The sequence below is a fragment of the Actinomadura sp. 6K520 genome, assembly GCF_004349245.1.
Taxonomy (GTDB): domain Bacteria; phylum Actinomycetota; class Actinomycetes; order Streptosporangiales; family Streptosporangiaceae; genus Spirillospora.
This window is the reverse complement of the sequence record NZ_SMLC01000065.1, coordinates 1-23,750: the sequence shown is the minus strand read 5'-3', so window position 1 is coordinate 23,750 and position 23,750 is coordinate 1. Positions and strand designations below refer to the sequence as shown.

Here is a 23,750-nt window from a genome sequence, read left to right as displayed (position 1 = left end):
GGCGGTCTCCCTCAGTAAGTGCTCGCTGATACACGATTAATGTAACACTGGCACTGTCACATAGAGGGAGGCGGGATGGAACTGACCGTGGACGAGCTGGCCTCCCGCGCCGGGGTCACCGTCCGGACCGTGCGGTTCTACGCCGGGCGCGGCCTGCTCCCGCCCCCGAAACTGCGCGGCCGGACCGGCCTGTACGGCGCCGCGCACCTCGCGCGGCTGGAACTCGTCCGCGAACTCCAGTCGCTCGGGCTCACGCTCGCCTCCATCGAGAAGCACCTGCAGAGGATCCCGCTGGACGCGCCCGCCGAGGACCTGGCGCTGCAGCGCGCCCTGCTGTCCCCGTGGGCGCCGGAGCGCCCCGAGGACCTCGACCGGCACGAGCTGGACCGGCGCGCCGGGCGGCACCTGGACGACGAGCTGCTGAAACGGCTGGAGGCCCTGGGCGTCGTCGAGTCCGTCTCGGACGATGCCGTCCGGGTCGTGTCCCCCGCGCTGCTCGGCATCAGCGCCGAGCTTGCCGCGCTGCCGATGCCGCTGGACACGCTGATCGCCTCGCACGAGGCCGTCGACCGGCACACGACCGCGCTGGCCGCCGAGCTGCAGCGGGTCTTCCAGGACACCGTCGTCCGCCCGTACCGGGAGGGCGGCCGGGCCCCCGAGGAGCGGGAACGGCTCATGGACATGGCGGGAAAACTGAAGCCCCTGATGATCCAGTCGCTGGTGACGTCGTTCCAGCGGGCGGTCGACAAGGCCATCCGCCAGTCGGTGCCCGACTGACGTCCGAAGGCTCGGCTCAGGCGCCCTTCCACTCCTGCTCCTGGTACTTGACCAGGTGCGGGTGGGCGAGCGTGTTGGTCTCCACGTCCCGGGCCCTGCGGTCCTTGGGGAAGACCGTTGACGCCCGCAGCAGCTCCTCGTCCATGAAGCGGAGGTCAGGGACGTCGGACGCGAGCCTGAGCGCCGGTGGCTTCTCGGTCGGCGCGGCCAGGACGTACCCCCAGTCACCGAAGCTCGGCACGTCCACGTGGTACGGGACGGTCGCCAGCCCCGCGGCGGCGATCGACTTCTCGATGCTCCAGAACGACTTCGGGGCGAAGTAGGGCGACCCCGACTGGACGACCATCCGGCCACCGGGCGCGAGCACCCGCTTCACCATGCCGTAGAACTCGACCGAGTACAGCTTGGCGGTCGCGACGTCGTCGGGATCGGGCATGTCCACGATGACCGTGTCGAACTGCTCGTTCAGGCCGCGCAGCCACGTGAACGCGTCCGCTTCGACGGTCCTGGCGCGCGGATCCTCGAACGCGTGGTCGTTGAGGGACGCGAGCGGCCGGTAGCCGCGGGCCAGGCGCACCATCTCCGGGTCCAGCTCGACCAGCGTCGCGCTCCGGACGCTCTCGTAACGCAGCACCTCGCGCAGCGCGAGACCGTCCCCGCCGCCGAGGACGAGGACCCGGCCATGCGGGCCCGACATGATCGGGTGGACGAGCGACTCGTGGTACCGGTACTCGTCCACGGAGGAGAACTGCAGGTCGCCGTTCAGGAACAGCCGCAGGTCCGGCCGGCCCGACAGCGAGACCTGCCGGGTCATGACGATCTCCTGGTACGGGGTCTGCCGGGACAGCACGATCGGGTCCCGGTACAGCACCTGCCGGGCCGAGACCTCGAACTCGTCGGCCAGGGCGTACGTCCCGCCGAGGACGGCCAGCACCGCCGCCATCGTCGTCCAGAGCGCTGCCTGGACGCCGCGGCCGACCTCCCGCCGGAACAGCCACAGCACCACCGCGATCCCCGCCACCACGTTGACCGCGCCGACCAGCAGCGCGCCCCTGATGTGCCCGAAGACCGGCAGCAGCAGGAACGGGAACGCCAGCCCGCCGAGCAGCGCGCCCACGTAGTCGGCGGCGAACAGGTCGGCGACCGCGGCGCCCGCCTCCTGCCGCCGGATCCGCTGCAGCAGCGTCATCAGCAGCGGCAGCTCCGCGCCGATCAGCGCCCCGACCAGGAACGCCACCACGATCAGGACCGGGTTGTACAGGCTGAGCCACGCGAACGCCGCGTACAGCACCAGCACCGACAGCCCGCCGACCAGCGCCAGCACGGCCTCCACGATCGCGAACGCCGGGACCGGCCAGCGCCGCAGCGGCTTGGCGAGCAGCGAGCCGACGCCCATCGCGAAGACCATGACCGACAGCACGATCGACGCCTGGGTGACCGAGTTGCCCATCAGGTAGCTGCCCAGGGCCACCAGCGCCAGCTCGTACACCAGCCCGCAGGCGGCGCAGGTGAACACGGCCGCCAGCACCAGCGCGCGGGCGACCCGCGCCGGGATGCCCAGCGCCGCCCGGCCCTCCTCGACGGCGCCGCCCGGCTCCGCCCGCACGGCCGTGTCCTCGGCCATCAGCCGCTTCTCCGCAGCGTCATCGCCCCCTTCCCGGCGGGGTGGTCAGGAGACCGCCCCGGCGACGATCGCGGCGAGGCCCAGGTCGGCGGCGGCGACGACCCAGCCGGCCGGGTGGATCTTCGTGCCCGCGCCGCCCTCGTCCACGAGCGTCCCGCCGAGCTTGCCGGGCGTCGTCACGTCCAGGAGCAGGAACGCGATGACCATCAGCACGATCCCGATGCCGCCGAACACCGCCGTGTCGATCAGGCCGGCGCCCAGGTCGTCGTCACTGGTGATGATCGCCGTGGTGACGATGATGCCGACGCTGAACAGCTTCACCGCGAGCAGCAGCGCGGCGCCCTTGTTGCCGTCGGTCCAGATCTGCTTGCCCAGCTTGCCGGGCGTCATCAGCTCCACCGCCAGGTAGCCGACCGCCATGAGGGCGATGCCGACCGCGCCGTAGGCGAAGGTCGCGCCGATCTCGTTGAGCATGCCGTCGTTCATCTCTCGCTCCTCATTTGCCCGACCCTGGCCCGCCGCCGCGGAACGACGCCGCGCCGCCGGAGGTCCATCCGTTGCTTCCCGGCCGCAGCCAGACCCCGCCGATGTGCGAGTGGTAGCGGTCGTAGCCGCGCCGGGGGTTGTCGACGGTGATGCGGCTGCCCGCCCCGTCCGGCAGGACGCCGACGACCAGCTTGGGGTACTGCAGGAAGATCCCGCCCGCCGCGCCCCGGGTCGCCAGGCTGTCCACCCGGTCGATCGGCTTGAACTTGCGGCCGATCTCCGACGCGACGGCCTGCGGCGCCTTCGGGGACCGGTACGTGTCGTGCCCGGCCCTGGTGTACTTGTCGGCGATCCAGTCCCGGTTCGAGGTGCCGCAGGCCCCGAGGGCCGGGACGACCAGAACCGCGGCGAGCACGCCGCCGAGCATCCTTCTTCTGCTGTTCACGATGGTTTCACCAACCGGCTCCGCGTCATCACTATCTCCCGGGTCTGCGGGTAGGCGTGCCACGTCCGCCAGCCCAGCCCGATGTCGTCCGGTGCGGGGGTCTCCAGGGCGAGGGCGGTGACGGCGTGGCGTGAGCCGGGGAAGTCCCCGGTCAGCGCGTCACCGCGGTCGGCCAGCCGCGCGCAGACCGCCTCGACGGCGCGGGCGAACGCGGTGGCGTCACTGTGGGTGGCCGTCGTCGCGGCGAAGTCGTAGGCCCAGCCGGGGACGCTGGTGGTCGCGCGTCCCGGCAGCGGCTCGGCGTCGCCGGGCAGGCACGCCACCGTCTCGCTGAGCGGCCCGGCGATGACCTGGTGGGACGCGCCGAGCAGCCGCAGCTCCACGGTCAGGCCGGCCCGCTCCACGGGCAGCACGGCGAGGGCCTCCAGGCGGGGCAGCCCGAGGGCGAAGGACAGCGCGTCGGCGCGGGCGTCCGCGTAGGGGGTGTCGAGGGTGGCCCGCAAGATCAGGCACCGCCGCCCGGGTAGATGGTCATCGACCCGGTCGGCACACGTTCGCCGAGGCCCGCCTCCCAACGGCCGCCGCCGTACTGCTCGAACGACAGGTACTTCCCGCGCGGGCCCTCGTAGTCGACGTACTCGACGCGTCCCTGGACGCCGAGGCCGGTGGTGCCCTCGCTGGTGTAGTCGGCGGTGCCGTGCTCCTCGCGGCGGTACTCCACGCCGTCCACGACGACCGTCCGCGCGCTGGGGGTCAGGTCGCCGATCTCGTGTTCCGTCCACCAGACGACCTCCAGGTCCGGGTCCTCCTCGACGGAGATCCACACCTTGGTGCCCTCGATGGTGTCGGCGTCGAGCAGGTGCTCGCTCCAGGTGAAGCCGCCCTCGCGCAGCCGCACCGACCCCCGCACGAAGTAGCGGACGCCGAGGTACTCGACCATGTCGCCCGCCTTCAGGGTCCGCGGGTCTCCCGCGACCTCGTCGCCGGGGGCGAACGGGTCCCGCGGGACCGGGGCGGCCGGCGGCGAAGCCGGTGACCGGCGGCGCCCGAGCAGGACGACGATCAACACGATCAAGGCGATCAGGATCAGCACGAGCAGGATCACTATCGCCGCTCCGCTCACGGACACCTCCATCTTTTCGTTCCCGTCCCTGGCACAGACCCGCGGATACTACCGACTGCGGCCCTCCGTGCCCATACCGCGTCAGACGTAGCAAACAAACGGCCGGTTTCATGCGGAAACCGATCAATCGGCACAGCACCGCATCCGGGTCGGAACCGGCGAAGGACCAGGTCGCGGTCAGAGGCGCGCGACGGCGGCGGCGACGCGCTCGTCGGTGGCGGTGAACGCGATCCGGATGTGCCGGGCGCCGGCCGGGCCGTAGAACTCGCCGGGACCGACGAGGATGCCGAGGGACGCCAGATGCGCGACGGTGTCCCAGCACGGCTCGTCCCGCGTGGCCCACAGGTACAGCGACGCCTCGGAATGGTCGATGCGGAAGCCGTGCCCCTCGAACGCGGCGCGCAGCGCGGCGCGGCGGCGGGCGTACCGCGCCCGCTGCTCGTCCACGTGCGCGTCGTCGTCGAACGCGACCGCCATCGCCGCCTGCACCGGGCCGGGGACGATCATCCCGGCGTGCTTGCGGACCTCCAGCAGCCGCTTGACGAGCGCGAGGTCGCCCGTGACGAAACCGGCGCGGTAGCCGGCCATGTTGGAACGCTTGGAGAGGGAGTTGACGGCGAGCAGCCCCTCGTGGGACCCCTCGCACACGTCCGGGTGCAGGACCGACACCGGCGGGCGGCCGTCCTCCCAGCCGAACTCCAGGTAGCACTCGTCGCTGACGACGATCGCGCCGCGGCCCCGCGCCCACGCGACGACCTTGCGCAGATGCTCGGCGGGCAGCACCTTGCCCGTCGGGTTCGACGGCGAGTTCACCCAGACGATCTTCGGCCGGACCGGGCCGAGGGAGAGCAGGCCGTCCGCCGCGACGGGCGCCGCCCCGGCCAGCCGGGCGCCCACGTCATAGGTCGGGTAGGCCAGTTCGGGGAAGACGACCCGGTCGCCGGGGCCCGCGCCGAGCAGGGTCGGCAGCCACGCCACCAGTTCCTTGGTGCCGATGACGGGGAGCACCGCGTCCGGGTCGGCGCCCGACACGCCGGCGCGGCGCCGCAGCCAGCCCGCCGCCGCCTCGCGCAGCCGCGGCGTCCCGTAGGTCTGCGGATACCCGGGCGCGTCGGCGGCGGCCGCCAGCGCCGCCCGGATCGGCTCGGGGGTGGGGTCCACGGGCGTCCCGACCGACAGGTCGGCGATGCCGCCGGGGTGGGCGAGGGCCCGCTCCTTGTACGGCGCGAGCCGATCCCACGGAAAGTCCGGCAGCGTGAACACGTCCCACCCCTATACCTGGAAACCACGGGTCACATCAGGACCCGCGAGGCCGTGGCCCGCCACCGGAAGTGGCGGCCACGGCCCGGAAATCGACGCAGGCGCCCCTCGGAAGCGCGCCCCTCGGGACGCTCTCCCGGCGCCGGGCCGGCCTCCGTCAGTCGTCGTGACTCTGCGGGGGCAGCGCGGCGACGATCGGGTGGTCCTTGTCGATCTTCCCGACCTTGGACGCCCCGCCCGGCGACCCGAGGTCGTCGAAGAACTCCACGTTGGCCTTGTAGAAGTCCTTCCACTGGTCAGGCGTGTCGTCCTCGTAATAGATCGCCTCAACCGGGCAAACCGGCTCGCACGCACCACAGTCGACGCACTCATCCGGGTGGATGTAGAGCATGCGCTTGCCCTCGTAGATGCAGTCGACCGGGCACTCCTCGATGCATGCCTTGTCGAGCAGGTCCACGCAGGGCTGCGCGATGACGTAGGTCACGTCAGTGACTCCTCTCGGGTTTCCGGCCCCGCCGCACGTCACGGCTCACCGCAAGCTCGCTGTGAATAGTATGGCCACCACGGCGCCGTCGATTCGACACGGGGGTCCTCCATGTCAGGCCGCTTCGTCGCGCGCTTGGTGGTGTCCATCAGCAGCGCGGACGTCGGGCAGCGGATCTCACTGCGCCGCCGTCTGCCAACGGGAGAGTACAGCGACGTCATCGGCGTACTCGAATCCTGGTCCGGGGATACGCTCACGGTGCGCCGGCGCGACGGGGAACTCGTCGAGATTCCCTCGAACACCATGGTCGCGGCCAAGGTCGTCCCGCCGCAGCCGCCGCCGCGGCGCAGACCGCGCACCTGAGCCCCGCGGCGCCTGCTAGCGACTCTCCGTCGTGATCGCCTCGGGCGGGCCGGCCGGTGAGCCGGACGGTGGCGGGTCCCCCGCGAGCTGCGCGGCCTCGTCGGCGCGTCCGGTGTAGGTCACTCCCGGTTCGAGCTTCTCGCCCTGGAACATCTCCGTCACCGTGACGAGCGTGAACCCTCGCTCCTTCAGGCCCTCGACCACCTTCGGTATGGAGTCGACGGTCGGTTCGTGGATGTCGTGGTACAGGACGATGTCGCCGTTGACCGGCTCGTTGACGCCCACCTTGGTGTTACGGGCGAGGCTGCGGTGCCGCCAGTCCAGGGTGTCGACGCTCCAGAGGATCTGCGGCATCCCCACGGCTCGTCCCACATGCTCGTCGGTCGCCCCGTATGGCGGCCGCATCAGCGTGGGCTCGACGCCCGTCGCGTCCTTGACGGCCTTCTGCGTCCGCTCGATCTGCGACCGGACGCCCGCGGCCGACAGCCCGGTGAGGTTCTGGTGCGACCAGGTGTGGTTGGCGACCTCGTGGCCCTCCAGCACCATCCGCCGCGCGATGTCCGGATGCTCGCGGACCATCTCGCCCAGCATGAAGAACGTGGCGCGGACACCGGCCGCCTTCAGCGTGTCGAGCAGCCGCCCGGTGTGCTCTCCGGGCCCGTCGTCGAACGTCAGGGAGACGCACTTGACCTGGTCGCAGTCGATGTCCCTGGGCGGTGGCGGGCTCGGCGGCGGGCTCGGGGAGGGCCGCCGCGTCTCATGCCGCGGCTCCCCCGACACGGCGCCGAGACCCCCCGCCGCCCGCGCCCGACTCTCCTCGCCGCCCGCGCACGCGGCGACGGACAGCAACAACCCACCCACGATTAGGACATGCCAGATACGCACCACGAGCCCCCGAACGTGTTGCCTCGGGCGGGTTCATACCCTCGTCACACAGACCACACGGGTTACTACGGTGCGTAATGTGAAGATCATCCTTGACCGGATGATCACTCGTGACCATCATGCAGGACCGCCCCGCCCCGGAGACGCACCGGGGTGGGGCGAAGGGCTCAGCGGACGGGCCAGTCCGGGACCTCGGGCGGGAGGTCCTTGCTGACGCGCATCGGGAACGCCGCGTCGCGCTTCTCCAGGAAGGAGGAGACGCCCTCCACCGCGTCGGCGCCGCCGCCGAGCGCGGCCATGAGGCGCGAGTCGGCGGCGTGGGCGTCCCACGGGGACGGGGCCGACAGGCCCGCCCACATGAGGCGGCGGATGGTCGCGACGGAGACCGCGGAGGTGTTGTCGGCGATCTCCCGGGCCAGCGCGTAGGCGGCGGGGAGCAGCTCGTCCGGCGGGAGGACGCGGGACACGAGCCGGCCGTCCAGCGCCTCCCGCGCGTCGAAGACGCGGCCGGTCGCGGCCCACTCCATGGCCTGGGCGATGCCGACGAGCCGGGGCAGGAACCAGCTGGAGGCCGCCTCGGTGACGATGCCGCGCCGCGCGAACACGAACCCGAACCTGGCCTTCTCGCTGGCGAGCCGGACGTCCATCGGGAGCGTCATCGTGACGCCGACGCCGACCGCGGCGCCGTTGAACGCGCCGATGACCGGCTTGAGGCAGCGGGCGACGCGGAGCGCGACCATGCCGCCGCCGTCGCGCGGGGTGCCGTCGTCCAGCCGGTCGACCTCGCCGGGGAGCACGGCCTCGGCCTTGTCCTTGTCGAAGGTGTCGCCGCCGCCGCTCAGGTCGGCGCCCGCGCAGAACGCGCGACCCGCACCGGTCACCACCACCGCGCGGACGTCGTCGTCGGCGTCGATCCGGTCGAAGGCGTCCAGCAGCTCGTCGCGCATGGTGAACGTGAACGCGTTCATCTTGTGCGGCCGGTTCAGCGTGACCGTCGCGACCCCGTCCCGAACCTCGTACTCGATCTCTGTGTACGGCACCTGCGATCCCTTCTCCGGCCTGCTCGACAGAATCCGATTCTAGGAACAGGGGCGCCGGTCAGGTGCGGGCCTCCGGGAACAGGCGCAGCAGGACGTCCCGGTGCCAGCCGTCGGCGTCGTGCCCCGGCGGCGGCCCCGGGGCCAGCACGCCGTCACCCGCGGGTGTGAGACTGATCTCAACGTCCGCTCCGAGCGTGATGCTCGCGGGGACCCCGGCGGACGCCGCCAGACGCTTCGCCAGGGCGGCGAGGACGCGCGCCCAGCCCTGGCCCAGATAGGGCGGAAGCCCCGGCACGCAGAGCTCCGGGAGATCTCCGGCGGACAGGCCCGACGTGCGCAGCGTGAGGCCGCCCGGCCCCTCGGAGCCGATGATCCGCACCTCGGACGTGACGTCCGCCATCCCAAACGCCGCCTCTACCTCGTGTTTGTCCGATAAATTATGACAGTGAATTGGGCCGTGACGACGTACGACTCCGCTTTCGGGTACGTCTCCGCGCACGGCGCGCCCCTGGTCGACCTGCTCGATCCGCAGCCCGGCGAACGGGTCATCGATCTCGGGTGCGGGACGGGGACGTTCAGCGCGGAGATCGCAGAGCGTGGCGCCGAGGTGCTGGGCATCGACGGCAGCCCCGAGATGGTCGCCCAGGCCGCCGCCGCGAACCCCGGGCTCTCGTTCATCGTCGGCGACGCCCACGACTTCACCGTCGGGGAGTCGTTCGACGCGGTGGCCTCGAACGCGGCGCTGCACTGGATGAACCGCGACCCCGACGCCGTGATCGGGCGCGTGTACGCGGCGCTGCGTCCCGGCGGGCGGTTCGTCGGCGAGCTGGGCGGCGCGGGCAACTGCGCCGAGCTGATCGTCGCGATGCAGACCGCGTGGCGCGTGTTCGGCCTCGGCGAGCCCGAGCTTCCCTGGTACTTCCCAACGCCCGCCGAGTACGCGGCCAGGCTGGAGGAGGCCGGGTTCACGCTCCGGCTGCTGGAGCACGCCGACCGCCCGACCCGGATGACCGAGGGGCCCGACGGCGCCGCCGACTGGGTCCGCGCCTACGCGGCCCGCGCCCTCGCCGACGTTCCGCCGGAGATCGTCGACCCGCTGCTCAAGCGGGTCAACGACCTGGCCGCGCCGGCGCTGCGCCGCGAGTCCGGGTGGGTCGCCGACTATGTCCGGCTGCGGTTCGCGGCGGTCCGCAAGGCCGACAGCGCCACCCCGCTGCCCTTCGGTCCGTTCGCCGCCGACCCCCAGCTGTGACCCGCCGCCCCGGGACGGGACGGCCCGTCCTAGGGTTGAGGCATGCTCCGGTTGTACGACCATCGCACCGGGCGGACCGAGCCGCTGCCCGGCGGCCCCGGCCTGCGCGTCCAGATCCTGGACGGCGAGGGGCGGCGCGTCCTGGTCGTCGCCGACCTGCTGCGCCGCGTCGCGCAACGCGCCGGGAAGCGCGTCCGGGTCGCGGGCACCTCATCCCTGGCCGCTGACTGCTCGGACTACAACGTCGAGCTGTTCGAGGTGCTCGACGCGCCGCTTCCGAACGCCGACGTGTACATCTCCGGCAGCGGCGCCGGCGCGGACGGGCTCACCCTGACCGTGCCGCCCGAGACCGGGGATTGGGCGTCGGCGGACCCGCTGGCCGTGCGCCTGGCGATGCTGGAGGTCCCGTACCGGGCGCCGCTGAAGCTTTCCGGGGAGACCGTGGCGCAGGCCGCCGAACGGCTGGACCGGTGGCGCACCGCCGTCGCGGAGTGGGCGAACGCCCCGGGGCGCCCGATGAGCCGCGAGCACGCCGCGGAGGCGGAGACCGCGCTGGCCGACGACCTCGGCAGCCCCGGCGCGCTCGCCGTCCTCGACCGGCTCGCCTACGACGCGGACATACCGCCGGGCGCGAAGCTGGAGACGTTCATCCACCTCGACATGCTGCTGGCGGTCGGGCTCGTCTCCGCGATCGGCGGCGCCTGACCGGCCGCCCCGGTACCGCGCCGATGGCACCTTTCCGGCAGATTAACCGCACGGATCGACATATTGCGCGGTGACCCGGGCGTTCGCGACGCTCGCCCGGGAGGGTTAACTTCTCATGCCGTGTCGACTTCCCCACCGGATTCCGCCGCAGCGGGCTCTGCCGCACCAGAGCCGCCTGCCCCTGCCGTCCCCGCGCCGCCGCGGTCCGGGCGGCCCCGCCGCCGTGTCCGCGCGCTGATGGCGACGGCCGCCGCGCTCACCGTGCTGCTGGGTACGGTCGTTGGCGGAATCGGCTGGTACTTCGCCGGCGTCGCCATCGAGGTCGACCGCACGGCCGAGTACCCGCTGGTCATCGTGGACGCGGGGAACGACACGGTCACCCTGCCCCGGACCGCGACCACCGAGCGCGCGGGAACCTGGGCGCTGGTGTGGAAGGACGGGCGCGCCCTGCTCGGACCCGTCGTCGGCGGGGACGAACGGCGGGTCGTGCGGGAGGTCTCGTCCGTCGTCGACGGCACCTTGGCGAAGGGCGCCGCCGCGGCCATCGACCACTGGATGTACGACGGCGACCCCGAGAAGGCGCTCGGGCTGCCGTTTCAGGACATCACGTATCCGTCCAGGGTCGGCCCCATGCCCGCGTGGCTGCTGCCGGGGAAGACGCCCAAGAGCACATGGGTCATCGGCGTCCATGGACGGAACTCCGACAAGGCGGAGACGTTTCGCGTCATGCGCACCGTCCATGAGGCGGGTCTGCCGATGATGTCGATCGCATACCGGAACGATGTGGGTGCGCCCTCCTCCAGCGACGGCAAGAACCATCTCGGCAACACCGAATGGGAGGACGTCGTCTCAGCCATGGGCTACGCACGCGCACACGGGGCCACGGGCGTCGTCCTGTACGGCTGGTCCATGGGCGGGGCGATGGCGATGACGACCCTGCGCCGGGACCCGTCGTTCGTGCGTGGGGTCGTGCTCGACTCTCCTGTGCTCGACTGGAGCGCCACCCTCGACAAGCAAGGCGACGCCCGCAACCTGCCCGGACCCATCATCGGTGTGGCGAAACGCGTCCTGGAGTGGCGTATCGGCATCGACCTGACCGACTTCGACCACCGCCGGTACGCGCCGGAGCTGCGGACACCCGTCCTGCTCTTCACCGCCGCCGACGACGCCACCGTCGCCAACGGCCCCGCCCACACCTTCGCCGCGGCGGCGCCGCCCGGCATGGTCACCCACATCACCACGCCGGGCGACCACACCGAGTCGTGGAACGTCGACCCCGCCGTCTACGAACGCGCACTCGGCACGTTCCTGGAGAAGGTGCGCTAGGGACGCCGGACCTCCAGGAGCGTCTTCCCGACGGTCGCCCGCGACTCGATCGCCGCGTGCGCGTCGGCCGCGCGTTCGAGGGGGAACCGCTGCCCGATCACCGGCTTCAGGTTGCCCGTGAGCGCCATGCGCGTGAACTCCCGCAGTTGCTCCGGCGTCGCCGTCGGCCGGACAAGCTCCACCCCACGCTTGGTCGCCTCGTCCTCCGGGATGTTCGCCCACTCACCGCTCGCCAGGCCGAAACTGACCATGCGGCCACCGGCGCCGAGCAGCGTGAAGGCTTCGCGCGCCACATCACCGCCGACGCCGTCGAGGACGACGTCCACCCCGTCGAGCCTGTTCGTCCAGCCCGGTTCCCGGTAGTCGACGGCCTCGTCCGCGCCCTGCCGCAACGCCACCGCCACCTTGCGGGCACCGCCGGCCGCCGCCACGACCGTCGCCCCGGCCGCCTTCGCCAGCTGGACGAGCAGCGTCCCGACCCCGCCGGCCGCCGCCTCCACCAGAACCCGCTCGCCCGGCCTCGGCCCCACGGCCCGGAGCATCATCACCGCGGTGCGCCCGTCGGCCAGCAACGCCACGGCCTCGTCGAGCGGCAGGTCACCGGGGACGTCGACCATGCCCGCGGCGTCCACCGCGACCAGCTCCGCATAGGCACCGGTGCCGCCGGTGGCGCTCACGACCCGGCGCCCGACCAACCCCGTGTCGGCACCCGGCCCGACCGCCTTCACCACTCCCCCGACGCCGTTGCCGAGGATGACCGGCGGGTCCTTCATCGGGAACGGCGACGCCCCCGCCCGCATCTGCGTCTCCACGAACGTGATGTTCGCGAACTCGACCTCGATCAGCGCCTCCCCCTCAGCCGGCACCGGCTCCGGCGCGTCCCCGGGCACGAGCATCTCCGGCCCGCCGAACTCCTTCAACCACACCGCACGCATGCGAACCCCTCCGATCACGTCACTCATCCGAAGCCTGCAACCTCAGGCATGGTTGAGGTCAACCGGTTCGCAACGAATCTCTTTTCTCGCCACACGCACCTCTGTAAGCTTTCGCGCGTATCTCGCCCCGTTGTCGGCTGCCGCTCAGGGATGGCGATGCGCGCCCGGTTGGTACGTTCCTCCCCGCAGAGCTTGACTCGCGCCGCCGCGCTGCCCATCCTTCTCGCGGTCTGCGCGGCCGCCGGATGCGGTTCGTCGGACCCGGCGTCCAGCGGCGAACTGGCCCCCAACGGCTCCTTCGAGAGCGGCGCGGCCCCGTCCCCGACCGCCGCCGCACCGTCCGCGATCCCCACGGCGCAACTCTTCAAGACGGTGCTGGACCGCTACCGCGAATACCAGGCCGCCTACAAGAAGGCGTACGAGCAGAACGACCCGTCCGAACTGAACGCCGTCGCCATGGACCCCCTCCTCAGCCAGGTCACCGAGGACGTCGAGGCCACCAAGGCGAAGGGCGAGATCTGGCGCTTCAGCAACACGTTCAACCCGCGCGTCTACGCCCGCTCGAAGGACAGCACCAAGGTCTACGTCATCGACTGCGTACGCACACTCGCCGCCTACCGCTACTCCGCCGAGACCGGCGAACGCATCGACGGAGGCCCAGGCGCGGCCTACGTGCAGCGGACGACCCTCCAATTCGACTCCGGCACCTGGAAGGCCGCCGCCACCGCCCGGGACGAGAAATGCTGACGGCCCGCAGGGAAGGACACCCGATGTCTCCCCAACCCCCCACCCGCCGCCGGACGACGACCGCCACGATCGTCGCGGTCAGCCTCGTGACGCCCGCCCTGGCCGCGCTGACCGCCCTGCCAGCCCGAGCCGATGACTGCCGGCTTCCGGGAGACGACCTGTTCTGCAATCCGATCTCCACCAGGCCCGGCTCGTCGGGCGGTAGTGGGGGGACGGGCGGAGGAAGCAGCGGACCGGTGCTACCACCCCCGCCCGAGGGACTTACGGCGGACGAGGCGATCGGCACCGTCCCCGTGGACGGCCCGCCGCCGGCACCCGCGGCCCCCAGCACGTCCCAACTCGTGGAACAGGCCATGGCATCCAGGGGGTTCCCCGTCCCCACGGTGCACACCGCGCCGGACGGGAAGACCTACGTGCGCGTGCGGACGTCGCTGTGGGTGGACGGGTTCGACGTCGTGCGAACCGAGCCGGTGAGTGCGGGCGATCAGACGGTCCAGGCGACGGCGGAACCCGTGTCGGTCACGTGGAACCTCGGTGAGAAGCAGCTCGTCTGCAAGAACGCCGGCAGCAAGAACGGCGACGATTGCAATTACACCTACAAGCGGTCGTCCACCGGGCAACCCGGCGGGAAGTACCAGATCACCGCGACCGTCACCTGGCACGCCACCTGGACCTGTGAGGGCGCCGAGTGCGACTCCCCCGGCGGTGACCTCGGCGACCAGACGAGCACGTCCCTGCCCACCCCGCTCGTCGTGGGCGAGATCCAGACCAACACGGGTCAATGACGTCGCGCGAACATCGGCTGCCCGGGTTCATTGAGTTGGCGGAGTTAGGGACCGGCGCCCAAGGCGAGGTAGTGCTGGCGCGGCATGAGTCGGGCGGCGGGCCGGTCGCGATCAAGTACCTGGCACCCGGAATGCTGGGCGACACGGCGGCACGGAACACGTTCCGCGCCGAAGCCCAGATGCTCAAGCGGGTGACCAGCCCGCATGTGGCACGGTTATTGGACTACCTGGAGTCGCCCTGGGCTGCGGCGATCGTCCTGGAAGCGGTCGCCGGACGCCCACTCCGCAAAGTACTGGACGAACACAGGGGGGCGCTAACGCCAGAGGCAGCGCTGACCACGTTGAAGGGCTCCCTTCTCGGACTGGCAGCCGCACACGCAGCCGGGGTGGTCCACCGCGACTACAAGCCCGCGAACGTTCTCGTCCAGGACGACGGGCAGAGCAAACTGATCGACTTCGGAGTCGCCGTCCTCACCGGACGGAGCGGCGACATCAGTGGGACCCCCGCCTACATGGCGCCCGAGCAATGGGCAGGCGCCCCCGCCACACCCGCCACCGACCTCTACGCCGCCACCTGCGTCTTCGTGGAATGCATCAGCGGCGAGAAGCCCTTCCGAGGGACGACTCTTGACGCGTTGAAGGCGGACCACACCAATGCGCCGCCACCTCTTGACCGAGTACCCGAGGTGCTGCGTCCGCTGGTCGAACGAGGCATGGCCAAGAGCCCGGCCGACCGAATCTGGGACGCCCACCAATTCGTGAACGAACTTGAGACCATCGCCGTCCGCACATACGGACCCGACTGGGAACGACGCGGCCTCCTCGCACTCGGCGCGATCGCCGCAACCGTGGCGACCGCCATCCCTCTCGCGATGCTCGGGGGCGCGCTGCTCGCTCCCGGGGCGTCCGCCACGGCCGCGGGAACCATCGGGTCCGGCGCGGTCGGCTATGCCCAGGGCGCCGCGACGGCGGACTTCCTGGGGAAGACCGGCACGACGGCAACAAAGGGGTTTCTGGCGAAGGTCGGCGGGACGAAGGGGGCCGCGGGGATCGGTGCGGCCGGAGTCGGCGCCGTGATCGCCGCATGGGTTCTATGGCCTTCGGGACCGGGCGTCGGCGGAGAAAGCCGCGGTGGGATCCACGCCTACTTCACCCGGCCCGGAGCCCTGACCGGGCAGCCGCACATGCCCGCGTCCGATACGCCGTACATGGATCTGCTCATGACCGTCACTCCGGCCAGAGTGAAGCCGGGGACGAACCTGCGGCTGGTAGAGCAGTTCCGAGCCCGTACGCCGGCCGGTGCGAAGTATCTGCCAGGCGGCCGACGCCAGTGCTTCGGGGAGGACGCCAAGCGAGACGACGTGGTGAACCAGTACGGGTTCGGCTGGTACGAGAGCGACGCCCCGTCCGATGACTCCGACAAGGCGTTCCTGGCGTTCTACCGTGTTCCCCCGGCAAAGCCCAAGGAGCTTCCAACGGGCCCGGGAGCCGTATTCGTCCAGGCGGAGAGCAAGAAGACCGATGAATCGCAGCCTTACGTAGCAGCGGATTGCGCATTCCAGAGCAAGTGGACCCAGACATTCACGCTCCGGGTGCCGGGCCCGGACGTGCTGACGCCGGGGACCTACCTGGTGTCGACCTTCGCGCCGATGCAGATCACCGGCAAGCGCGAGGGCGTCTCGCAAGAGGCGATGGGAACGGTCAACGAAGGGTCCGCCCCGGTCATCGAGGTCCTGGAGGACTGACGGAGCGATCACCGGACACCGCGACGTGCCCGGACGCGCACCCTGCGGCCTGTCAGGTCGGCGTTGAACGGGGCCTCGCCATTTATCGCCGCTTCCAGTTCTTCTGGTGAAGTCGCCCAGATGAGGCGTGGCCCGGAGGCTCGCCACATGCCGCGATCTGCCGACACGGCCCACGCGGGAAACCGCTCCCGCAACCGGGCCAGTGCATCGGCCTCGCTCACGCCGTGCCGTCCGGCAGCAGCGCCCACACCGCTTTGCCGCCGCCCCCGAGTGGCTGCGCGCCCCACTCCTTGACGAGTGCGCCCATCATCGCCAGCCCGCGTCCGCCCTCGCTCAGCAGGTCTGCCGGCTCCGCGACCGGCAGCACATCGCAGGAGTCGAAGACCTCGATGACCGTTCCCTCGTCAGCCTGGATGACGCGAACGGTCGCGGCAGTGCTCTCCGTGTGCCGCAGGACGTTCGTCACGAGTTCTGAGACGACGACCTTCGCCACATAAGCGTCCTGCCCAAGCCGCGCGAGCACCTCCCCCACCCAGTCTCTTGCGACCTTGATCGACTCGGCCTGAACCGGGACGACGATCTCCGCGGGGCCTTCCATGAACGATCACCTCCGAACTTTCGTGACTCCCCGCACAGAATCCACTCCAAGGCGTAACTTGGCCACGGAACAACGTCGACACACGCATGCCGGTGGCAGGCGGTGTGAGCCGATTTCAGGGAGGTGCGCCAGTGGCTGCACGCAAGCCGACACGCCAGACGATCACCTTCGGTCAAGAAGTGACCCGACTTCGCACTGAGGCGGGCTTGTCGCGACTTGACCTGGCCAAACGTGCTGCAGTTAGCCGTAGCTACATCGCTCAGGTCGAGAATGGGACGACCCGCTGCAGGAGGGACTTCGCTGTACGGCTGGACAAGGCACTCGGCACCAACACCACTCTCGCCGACGGCTGGGACGACGTCGTCAAATCGAGCGCCTACCCAAGGTTCTTCGCCGACTTTCCCGAGGCGGAGGCTTCGGCCGCTTTCCTCCGGGCGTTCGAGAACACCCTCGTCTACGGCCTTCTACAGAACGAGGACTACGCTCGGGCGCTCCTGAAGGACGACGACGCAGTGGCTGCACGCATGCGCCGACAGTCAATCCTCAGCGGTGACGACCCGCCCACACTGTGCGTGGTGTTGGATGAAAGCGTTCTATACCGGCCCGTTGGAGGACCTGAGGTGATGCGAAGCCAATGCGAGCATCTCCTGGCCATGTCGATGCTGGAGCACGTCAAGCTCCAGATCGCACCCGTTGCCTACTACCCCGGTGTCCATGCTCCGTTCACGATAGCCACCCAGGAGAACGGCGATCAGATCGTGTACCTGGCGACGCTGAACGGGGGGCACACATCGAGCGATCCGGCCGATACGCTCTATGCAAGCAAGGCATTTGCCACCCTCCAGGGCCACGCTCATTCGGTGGCAGAATCCCGGATTCTCATTCGAAAGGTCATGGAAGAACGATGGAGTTGAGCTGGAAAAGGTCTAGCCACAGCGACAATCTTGGTGGAAACTGCGTGGAACTGGCATCGCTCGCGGAGGGGGTTGGCGTGCGGGACTCGAAAAACCCGGACGGGCCGCGACTCCACCTCACCCCGACCACCTTCCGCGCACTCCTGGCCGACCTCAAGCAGCGCGGACCGATACTCCCTGGCGCACGGCCCCGCGCTGGACGAAGGGCCGTCGCCGAGCCGATGAAAGCCGTCGAGTACGAGATATGGGCGGCCGAGATGGCGGGCGAGGACCGCGCCTACCGCGACGCCCGCCGTGGGTGGGACCGTGGCTACGAAGGGGATGTGCTGGAGGGCTGAGCGCGTGCCCGGCGTCAGCCCGTCCGCGGCTGGGCGGGATGTGGGAGTGCCGGGAGGGTGATCGGGGCGCTGGTAGGATCCGGGGTTCTGGGTAGGCGGGTGGAGTGATCTGCCCACGGGGCCCTGGGCCGGTGTGACGCGGTTGGTTCGCCGCCGGTTTCCCCGTTCGTCCACAGTTAGGTTCTCGTGTGCTCTCCCCCCTGGTCGGCCGGCTTTCGAAGGTCGGGGCCCTGGTGCGGCGGCACTGGGTGTTCGCGGGAGTGCTGGTCGCGGGGGTCGTGCTCCGGGTCGGGGCGGTGCGCGCGTTCCGGGGGACGTTGTGGTTCAACGACAGCTATGACTACCTCGCGATCGCCAATGATCCGTTTCCGCATCCGCTGAGGCCGTCCGGTTACGGGCTTTTTCTGTGGGTGCTGAAGCCGTTTCACAGTGTTGCGCTGGTTACGGCGTTGCATCATGTGGCGATCGTCGGTCTGGCGGTTGTCGGTTACCGAATGCTCGTCCGTGACTTCGATGTGCGGCGAGGGTGGGCGGCACTGGCGGTGGTGCCGCTGTTGCTGGATTCGTTCCAGATCGAGCTTGAGCATCTGTTGTTGTCCGACACCTTGTTCACCGTTCTGGTGTTCGGGGCCATGCTGGTGGTAGCAAAGCCCGGTGCCACCGGGTGGCGGCGGGCGGCGATGGTGGGGTTGCTGCTCGGGTTCGCGGCCGTCACTCGGACGGTGGGTGCGCCGCTGTTCCTGATCGTCGTGCTGTATCTGCTGGTTCGGCGGACGCGGTGGCCTGTTTATGTGGCCCTCTCCCTTGCCTTCTTTCTGCCTGTCGGGGCTTACGCGACGTGGTACCAGCAGGAGCACGGGCGGTTTGCCATGAGCGGCACGGACGGCGTGTTCCTGTGGGGGCGCACGGCGGCGTTCGCCGACTGCGAGGCGTTCACGCCGCCGCCGGACATCGCGCGGCTCTGTCCGCACGGGGAGAAGGGCGAGCGGCTCGCGTCGTCCCACCAGATCTGGCACGAGGACTCGCCGCTCGGGTGGACGAACGGTGAGGCGTTCGACGAGCAGACCAACCAGGACGCGCAGCGGTTCGCGTTGTGGGCCATCCGGAACCAGCCGGGTGACTATGTGCAGGTCGTGGCGTACGACTTCTTCGTCCGGACGTTCTCCTGGAACCGGAGCCAGTACCCCACGATCGGCACCGAGGCCCGGTACCACTTCCCGACGAAACCCACGGCGCGGAACCCCGACCTGCCCGTGCTGGGGGCCGGTGACCGGCGCTCCGTGGTGGACGAGTACGTGCACGGCCCCGCGCCCCTGCACATCGTGGAGCCGTACGCGGAATACATGCGCACCTACCAGGAGCGGGTGCGGGTGCCCGGCACGGTGCTCGGGATCGTGCTCCTCGTGGGTGCGGCGGGGATCGTGTGGAGGCGTGCGCGGGCGCGGACCGCGCTGTTCTGGGTGTCGGCCGTGACGCTGCTGGCCATTCCGCCGGTCACCGTGGACTTCGACTACCGCTACATCCTGCCCGCCATGCCGTTCGCATGCTTCGCGGCGGCGATGGCGTGGGGGCGCCGCCTCCCGGGCGATCCCGTGCCGAAGCGGAAGGCGGCGGACGAGAGGGAACCCGAGCCCGCCCGCGCGTGAGCCGGTGTCAGGGCGCGCCCAGGCGAGCGGCGGCGACCTTCTTCGGGACGACCATCCGCCACGCGTCCATCACCAGTTCCCGCATATCGGGCTCGTCGAGCGCGGCCGTCCAGGCGTGCACCCAGTTGAACCGCATGTCGGATTCGCGCGGCAGGTGAAATTTCGTGGGCTCCGATTCGATCAGCGCGGCGCGCTCCTCCTTGGGGAACGCGAAGCCCATCACGGTCTCGTCCCGGGAGAACGCGACGTAGACGATGGAGCCGACGCGGAATTTCACCTGGTCCCTGATGAGGTGCTCGGACGTACGCGGCAGCGTCCGCGTGAGAGACCGGACCTGCTCGACCGTGATCATGTGTCCTCCTGTGGTCGCGTATCCCCCAGTGAACATCCCGAATGGCGTGATCTTGATAGGTTTTCGTGGCGAAGGGGGCGGTCTTGAACGAACTGGTGCGCTGGGAGACGGAGCACGGAACCGTCATCGTGGAGACCGACGACCGGGAACCGGGGTTCCAGTCGGTGTCCCGCGCGGGCGAGATGATCCATGACGCGTCGGGCAGGTTCGAGGACGCGTTCCAGAACGTCCGGGACGCGGCGGAGGCGGCGCTCGCGTCGCTGCGCGGCGGGAAGCTGAACCCGGACGCGGTCGAGCTGGAGTTCGGCGTCAAGCTCAACGCGGCGGCCGGGGCCGTCATCGCCAAGACCTCCGTCGAGGGGCACCTCAAGGTCAAGATGACCTGGGGCCGCCCGCTGCCCCAGGAGCCGGAGGGAGCGTAGCCGCACCGTGGACGACTGGCAGTGGCGCGCCTGGGTCGGCCATCCGGCGGGCGGCAGGCTCGGCGCCGCGTTCCTCGTCACCGACACCCGGCTGCTGACCTGCGCGCACACCGTCCACGGCATGGACGAGGCACTCGTCGGCTTCCCCGGGCTCCTGGAGGATCTGCCGGCCACGGTCGTCCATCGCGGTGACTGGCAGCGGGCGGGTGACACCGGTGACGTCGCCGTCCTCGAACTGGACGAGGCCGTGCCGCTGCCCCCCGCGCGGCTCGCCGCGCCGGAGGATGTGCGGGTCAGGGCGGCGGAGGGCGAGTTCGGCGTCTGGGGGTTCCCGCGGCGGCTCGACGGCGGTGAGCGGCACGCGACGGTGACGACCAGCCCGCGGTGGGGACGCGAACAGGAGTGGTGGGAGCTCCGGACGAAGGGCTCCGACGCGCTGGAAGAGGGGTACAGCGGGTCGCCGGTGTACGACACGGCGACCGGCGAGGTCATCGGCATGGTGACGAACGCCGAGCTTCGCGGCGACCGGGCCGATCTGGGGTGGATGCTTCCGATGGGCAGCATCCGGCGGCACTGGGAGGCGCTGGACGACCTGCTGCCGCTGCGGTGGCTGACGGCCGAGGCGCGGCGCGAGCTGCGGGAGCTGCTGGACGGCGTCCGGTTCACCGACCCGCTCGCCGCCGACCTCGAACGTGTCGTCGGGCGGCGGGCGCTCGGCGGGTTCCGGTCCGCGTGGGGTTCGGTCCGGTACGTGGCGGAGGGCTGGCCGGAGGAGAAGCTCGTCCGGTACCTCGCGGCGGTCGCGGGGCACCTGCCGGAGCCGCGGCGGTTCGCGGCGTGGTCGGTGCGGCACCTGCCGGGTGCCGCGCCCGCCGGCGCGGCGCGCTCCGGGCCCGCGTCGGTGATCGTGCGGCTGGAGCGGGTGACGTTCGACAACGCCTTCGACGTCACCGTGCACACCTGGATCGACGGCGCGGAAGGGCCGTCCCGCCGGACCGAGCGCGTCGCCGAGCGGCAGGTCCGGCCGACCGTCGAGGCCGGTGTGGCGGGGCTCGCGCCGGCGCTGTTCGGCCGCGAGTGGATGATCGAGTTCGCGGTGCCGGAGAGCTGGCTCGGCAAGCCGTTCGAGCAGTGGTACCTCGACCCCCGAAACAAGATCCAGATGCGCAAGTACCCGGTGGTCGTGCGGGACGTGGAGCGGCTGCGGCCCGACTCGATCCGGCGCGACCAGGCCCACCACCGCTGGCGGCTGCTGGCCGAGCGCGGGCGCAGCGACCCCCGCCCGATCGCGTGCGACGCGCCGCGCAAGGGCAGCGACTTCCAGGACTGGCTGGAGGCCCACGTCGACTTCTGCGTCCTGGTGTACGGGTCGCGCCCGGTGAAGAACTGGCTGACGGCGGCGCTCAACAACGGCATCCCCGTCATGCTGTGGACGCGGACCCCCTGCGACGCCCCGTCCCACCGGGACTGCCGCGGGCACCGCGTCCTCGACGAACTCACCGCGGCCGTGGGCGACAAGCACCCGGACGAGCTTCCCCAGGTCGCGCTGGCCCTACGCAAGGCGGCGCTCCTCGTTCCCAAGGACGAGCCGCACTGCGGGCATGACCTGACGCTCCTGTGGGACGATCCGTCCCGGCTGCCCGATCCCCCGCTCGCCATGGAGGTATAGGTGCCCGACTGGCTGCTCTACACCGGGAGTCGTCACCCGCACGACGGCATCGACCGGCTGCCTCCACCCCCGCCTTGGCGCGCGTTCGACGGTGAGCCCGTGCTGCGTACCCCGAAGGGTGGTTCGGGCAACGAGCACCAGGCGACGACGTACCGGCCGTCGGACGACGCCGTGCAGCAGGTCAACGCCGCCCTGTACCTGCGTCGCCCGCTGCTGGTGACAGGTCCGCCCGGTACGGGGAAGTCGACCCTGCTTATGCGGTGGCCCACGAACTCGGGCTCGGGCCCGTCCTGCACTGGCCCATCACCAGCCGGACCACCCTGCGCGACGGTCTCTACCAGTACGACCCGCTGACCCGCCTCTACGCGGCCGGACGAGAGGACGCCCCCTCGGAGGAGGACATCGGCCGCTACATCCGGCTCGGCCCCCTCGGCACCGCGCTGCTCCCCTACGGCCGTCCCCGCGTCCTGCTCATCGACGAGATCGACAAGAGCGACATCGACCTGCCCAACGACCTGCTGACCATCTTCGAGAAGGGCGAGTACGAGATCGCGGAACTGACCCGGCGCGCCGACCCGTCCGCCGAGGTCATGACCGCGGACGGACCGTCCGCCAGCCCCCACCCACCGCCATCCGGAGGACGAGCTCCGCTCGACTGGCCGGGCGCCCGGGTCACCGTCACCGCCGGGACCGTCCGCTGCAACGCGTTCCCCCTGGTCGTGATGACCAGCAACGGCGAGCGGGAGTTCCCGCCCGCGTTCCTGCGGCGCTGCGTCACCGTCGAGCTGCGGCAGCCCGCGGGTGAGGCGGAGCTGTCGGCGATCGTCCGCGAGCACCTCGGGCCGCTCGCCGACCAGAGCGACGACCTCGTCCGCCGCTTCTTCGAACGCTCCGCGGCCGGGACGCTCGCCACCGACCAGCTCCTCAACGCCGTCTACCTGTGCCGGCACGCCGACGCCGAGGACCGCCGGAGCCTCGCCGACCGCATCATGCCGTACCTGTCCGGGCCCATCGATGACGATTGACCGGTTCCGCGACGTTCTGGGGGCGGTGGGGCCGCCGCCGGACGCGCGGGAACTGAGCGAGATGCTGTGGCTCGCCTGCCACATCTCGGGCCCGGAGGAGACCGTCCCATCCGCCGCGGTGCGTCCGCAGCGGCCGGTTTCGGCGCCGCCCGGCCCTCCGGGGTTCAAGACTCCGCGTTCGGACGCGCCGGTGCCGGTGCCTCCGGTGCCGCTGACCGCGCTCCATCCCCCTCCCGGGTCCTCCCCCGTCCCCGAAGCGGGCGGTGCAGCGGCCGAGGTCCTCGTCCCGACCGCGCCGATGCTGGCGGACCCGCTCGGCGTGCAGCGGGCGCTGCGGCCGCTGAAACGCCGCGTCCCGTCCAGGCAACGCACCGAGGTGGACGAGGACGCGACCGCCGCGCGCATCGCGGACACCCGCCTGTGGACGCCCGTCCTCGTCCCGTCCCCGGAACGCTGGCTCAGCCTCACCCTGGTCGTCGACACCGGACCGACCATGCGGCTCTGGCGCCCCCTCGCCCGCGAACTGGCCGAGACACTGCTCCGGCAGGGCGCCTTCCAGGACCTCCACGTCAGCTACCTCGGCGCCACGGGCCGCGTCACCTCGGCCCCGGGCGCGCCATCGCAGGACCCCGGGACGCTCCTGGACGCGTCGGGCCGCCGGGCCGTGCTCGTACTCAGCGACTGCTCCGGCCCGCACTGGTGGGACGGCCGCGCCGCGCAGGCCGTCCGGCGCTGGGCGCGGGCCGGGCCGACCGCGATCCTGCAGCCCCTCCCCGAGCACCTCTGGCGCCGCACCGCGGCCCC

28 protein-coding genes are annotated in these 23,750 nt (G+C 71.1%); 15 read left to right on the top strand and 13 right to left on the bottom strand.

The window, feature by feature from the left end; all coding sequences use genetic code 11:
* Positions 1–75 precede the first annotated feature (75 nt).
* The gene (locus tag E1289_RS18725) at positions 76–777 is read left to right on the top strand and encodes a MerR family transcriptional regulator (RefSeq protein ID WP_131981862.1); all 702 of its coding nucleotides are present in this window, start codon (positions 76–78) and stop codon (positions 775–777) included.
* A 16-nt stretch (positions 778–793) separates the two neighbouring features.
* Here E1289_RS18725 and E1289_RS18720 read toward each other — a convergent pair whose 3' ends face one another.
* From E1289_RS18720 to fdxA, 7 genes are all read right to left on the bottom strand, one after another.
* Positions 794–2,401, bottom strand: coding sequence for a polyamine aminopropyltransferase (locus E1289_RS18720; protein ID WP_131981860.1), 1,608 nt, complete (start codon positions 2,399–2,401; stop codon positions 794–796).
* Between the two features lie 45 nt (positions 2,402–2,446).
* A complete protein-coding gene (locus E1289_RS18715) occupies positions 2,447–2,887 on the bottom strand; it encodes a DUF350 domain-containing protein (protein ID WP_131981858.1) in 441 nt (146 codons plus the stop codon).
* A 10-nt stretch (positions 2,888–2,897) separates the two neighbouring features.
* Complete coding sequence (locus tag E1289_RS18710; protein ID WP_243712941.1) at positions 2,898–3,332, bottom strand: DUF4247 domain-containing protein; 435 nt, start codon at positions 3,330–3,332, stop codon at positions 2,898–2,900.
* Complete coding sequence (locus tag E1289_RS18705) at positions 3,329–3,835, bottom strand: DUF2617 family protein (RefSeq protein ID WP_131981856.1); 507 nt, start codon at positions 3,833–3,835, stop codon at positions 3,329–3,331. Before E1289_RS18705 ends, E1289_RS18710 begins: the two co-directional genes overlap by 4 nt.
* Before the next feature lie 2 nt (positions 3,836–3,837).
* The gene (locus E1289_RS18700) at positions 3,838–4,455 is read right to left on the bottom strand and encodes a DUF4178 domain-containing protein (RefSeq protein WP_243712939.1); all 618 of its coding nucleotides are present in this window, start codon (positions 4,453–4,455) and stop codon (positions 3,838–3,840) included.
* A 177-nt stretch (positions 4,456–4,632) separates the two neighbouring features.
* Positions 4,633–5,718, bottom strand: coding sequence for a succinyldiaminopimelate transaminase (gene dapC / locus E1289_RS18695; RefSeq protein WP_131981852.1), 1,086 nt, complete (start codon positions 5,716–5,718; stop codon positions 4,633–4,635).
* 154 nt (positions 5,719–5,872) lie between these two features.
* A complete protein-coding gene (gene fdxA, locus E1289_RS18690; protein ID WP_131981850.1) occupies positions 5,873–6,199 on the bottom strand; it encodes a ferredoxin in 327 nt (108 codons plus the stop codon).
* A gap of 111 nt (positions 6,200–6,310) precedes the next feature.
* Here fdxA and E1289_RS18685 point away from each other — a divergent pair, with 111 nt between their 5' ends.
* Positions 6,311–6,562, top strand: coding sequence for a hypothetical protein (locus E1289_RS18685; protein WP_131981848.1), 252 nt, complete (start codon positions 6,311–6,313; stop codon positions 6,560–6,562).
* Between the two features lie 15 nt (positions 6,563–6,577).
* Here E1289_RS18685 and E1289_RS18680 read toward each other — a convergent pair whose 3' ends face one another.
* From E1289_RS18680 to E1289_RS18670, 3 genes are all read right to left on the bottom strand, one after another.
* Entirely contained in the window at positions 6,578–7,414 is an 837-nt protein-coding gene (locus E1289_RS18680) for a polysaccharide deacetylase family protein (protein WP_243712937.1), read from the bottom strand.
* 200 nt (positions 7,415–7,614) lie between these two features.
* Complete coding sequence (locus E1289_RS18675; protein ID WP_131981846.1) at positions 7,615–8,487, bottom strand: crotonase/enoyl-CoA hydratase family protein; 873 nt, start codon at positions 8,485–8,487, stop codon at positions 7,615–7,617.
* Positions 8,488–8,545: 58 nt separating this feature from the next.
* Complete coding sequence (locus E1289_RS18670; protein WP_131981844.1) at positions 8,546–8,887, bottom strand: hypothetical protein; 342 nt, start codon at positions 8,885–8,887, stop codon at positions 8,546–8,548.
* A 45-nt stretch (positions 8,888–8,932) separates the two neighbouring features.
* On the opposite strand from E1289_RS18670, the gene E1289_RS18665 reads away from it, so the two are divergent.
* The 3 genes from E1289_RS18665 (at position 8,933) to E1289_RS18655 (ending at position 11,770) form a co-directional block, all read left to right on the top strand.
* A complete protein-coding gene (locus tag E1289_RS18665) occupies positions 8,933–9,739 on the top strand; it encodes a class I SAM-dependent methyltransferase (RefSeq protein ID WP_243712935.1) in 807 nt (268 codons plus the stop codon).
* A gap of 42 nt (positions 9,740–9,781) precedes the next feature.
* Positions 9,782–10,444 carry a hypothetical protein gene (locus tag E1289_RS18660; RefSeq protein WP_131981840.1) on the top strand — a complete coding sequence of 221 codons (663 nt, stop codon included), beginning with the start codon at positions 9,782–9,784 and terminating at the stop codon, positions 10,442–10,444.
* A 237-nt stretch (positions 10,445–10,681) separates the two neighbouring features.
* The gene (locus tag E1289_RS18655; RefSeq protein ID WP_131981838.1) at positions 10,682–11,770 is read left to right on the top strand and encodes an alpha/beta fold hydrolase; all 1,089 of its coding nucleotides are present in this window, start codon (positions 10,682–10,684) and stop codon (positions 11,768–11,770) included.
* Here E1289_RS18655 and E1289_RS18650 read toward each other — a convergent pair.
* Positions 11,767–12,705: a zinc-binding dehydrogenase gene (locus E1289_RS18650; protein ID WP_131981836.1), complete on the bottom strand. Its 939-nt coding sequence runs from the start codon at positions 12,703–12,705 to the stop codon at positions 11,767–11,769. The two genes, E1289_RS18655 and E1289_RS18650, sit on opposite strands and share 4 nt — an antisense overlap.
* Before the next feature lie 156 nt (positions 12,706–12,861).
* Here E1289_RS18650 and E1289_RS18645 point away from each other — a divergent pair, with 156 nt between their 5' ends.
* The 3 genes from E1289_RS18645 to E1289_RS18635 are packed head-to-tail and all read left to right on the top strand — an operon-like array spanning position 12,862 to position 15,982.
* Positions 12,862–13,452 carry a hypothetical protein gene (locus E1289_RS18645; protein WP_131981834.1) on the top strand — a complete coding sequence of 197 codons (591 nt, stop codon included), beginning with the start codon at positions 12,862–12,864 and terminating at the stop codon, positions 13,450–13,452.
* A 23-nt stretch (positions 13,453–13,475) separates the two neighbouring features.
* Entirely contained in the window at positions 13,476–14,237 is a 762-nt protein-coding gene (locus E1289_RS18640; RefSeq protein WP_131981832.1) for a hypothetical protein, read from the top strand.
* Entirely contained in the window at positions 14,234–15,982 is a 1,749-nt protein-coding gene (locus E1289_RS18635; protein ID WP_131981830.1) for a serine/threonine-protein kinase, read from the top strand. The genes E1289_RS18640 and E1289_RS18635 overlap by 4 nt, the downstream gene beginning before the upstream one ends.
* A 217-nt stretch (positions 15,983–16,199) precedes the next feature.
* On the opposite strand, the gene E1289_RS18630 is transcribed toward E1289_RS18635, so the two are convergent.
* Entirely contained in the window at positions 16,200–16,580 is a 381-nt protein-coding gene (locus tag E1289_RS18630) for an ATP-binding protein (RefSeq protein WP_131981828.1), read from the bottom strand.
* Between the two features lie 131 nt (positions 16,581–16,711).
* Between E1289_RS18630 and E1289_RS18625 the strand changes: the two genes are divergently transcribed.
* The 3 genes from E1289_RS18625 (at position 16,712) to E1289_RS18615 (ending at position 19,478) form a co-directional block, all read left to right on the top strand.
* Complete coding sequence (locus E1289_RS18625) at positions 16,712–17,494, top strand: helix-turn-helix transcriptional regulator (RefSeq protein WP_165970532.1); 783 nt, start codon at positions 16,712–16,714, stop codon at positions 17,492–17,494.
* Positions 17,485–17,832, top strand: coding sequence for a DUF397 domain-containing protein (locus E1289_RS40330; protein WP_131981824.1), 348 nt, complete (start codon positions 17,485–17,487; stop codon positions 17,830–17,832). Before E1289_RS18625 ends, E1289_RS40330 begins: the two co-directional genes overlap by 10 nt.
* Before the next feature lie 260 nt (positions 17,833–18,092).
* Complete coding sequence (locus E1289_RS18615; protein ID WP_131981822.1) at positions 18,093–19,478, top strand: hypothetical protein; 1,386 nt, start codon at positions 18,093–18,095, stop codon at positions 19,476–19,478.
* A gap of 7 nt (positions 19,479–19,485) precedes the next feature.
* Here the strand turns inward: E1289_RS18615 and E1289_RS18610 are convergent, their stop codons facing one another.
* The gene (locus E1289_RS18610) at positions 19,486–19,830 is read right to left on the bottom strand and encodes an MmcQ/YjbR family DNA-binding protein (protein ID WP_131981820.1); all 345 of its coding nucleotides are present in this window, start codon (positions 19,828–19,830) and stop codon (positions 19,486–19,488) included.
* Between the two features lie 83 nt (positions 19,831–19,913).
* Here E1289_RS18610 and E1289_RS18605 point away from each other — a divergent pair, with 83 nt between their 5' ends.
* From E1289_RS18605 to E1289_RS18590, 4 genes are all read left to right on the top strand, one after another.
* Positions 19,914–20,252 (top strand): CU044_2847 family protein, encoded by a 339-nt coding sequence (locus E1289_RS18605; protein ID WP_131981818.1) that lies wholly within the window; start codon positions 19,914–19,916, stop codon positions 20,250–20,252.
* A gap of 7 nt (positions 20,253–20,259) precedes the next feature.
* Complete coding sequence (locus tag E1289_RS18600) at positions 20,260–21,921, top strand: trypsin-like peptidase domain-containing protein (RefSeq protein WP_131981816.1); 1,662 nt, start codon at positions 20,260–20,262, stop codon at positions 21,919–21,921.
* A gap of 260 nt (positions 21,922–22,181) precedes the next feature.
* Positions 22,182–22,946, top strand: coding sequence for a MoxR family ATPase (locus tag E1289_RS18595; protein ID WP_243712932.1), 765 nt, complete (start codon positions 22,182–22,184; stop codon positions 22,944–22,946).
* A partial coding sequence (locus E1289_RS18590; protein WP_279487355.1) for an SAV_2336 N-terminal domain-related protein occupies positions 22,936–23,750 on the top strand: 815 nt, incomplete at its 3' end. The genes E1289_RS18595 and E1289_RS18590, both read left to right, overlap by 11 nt.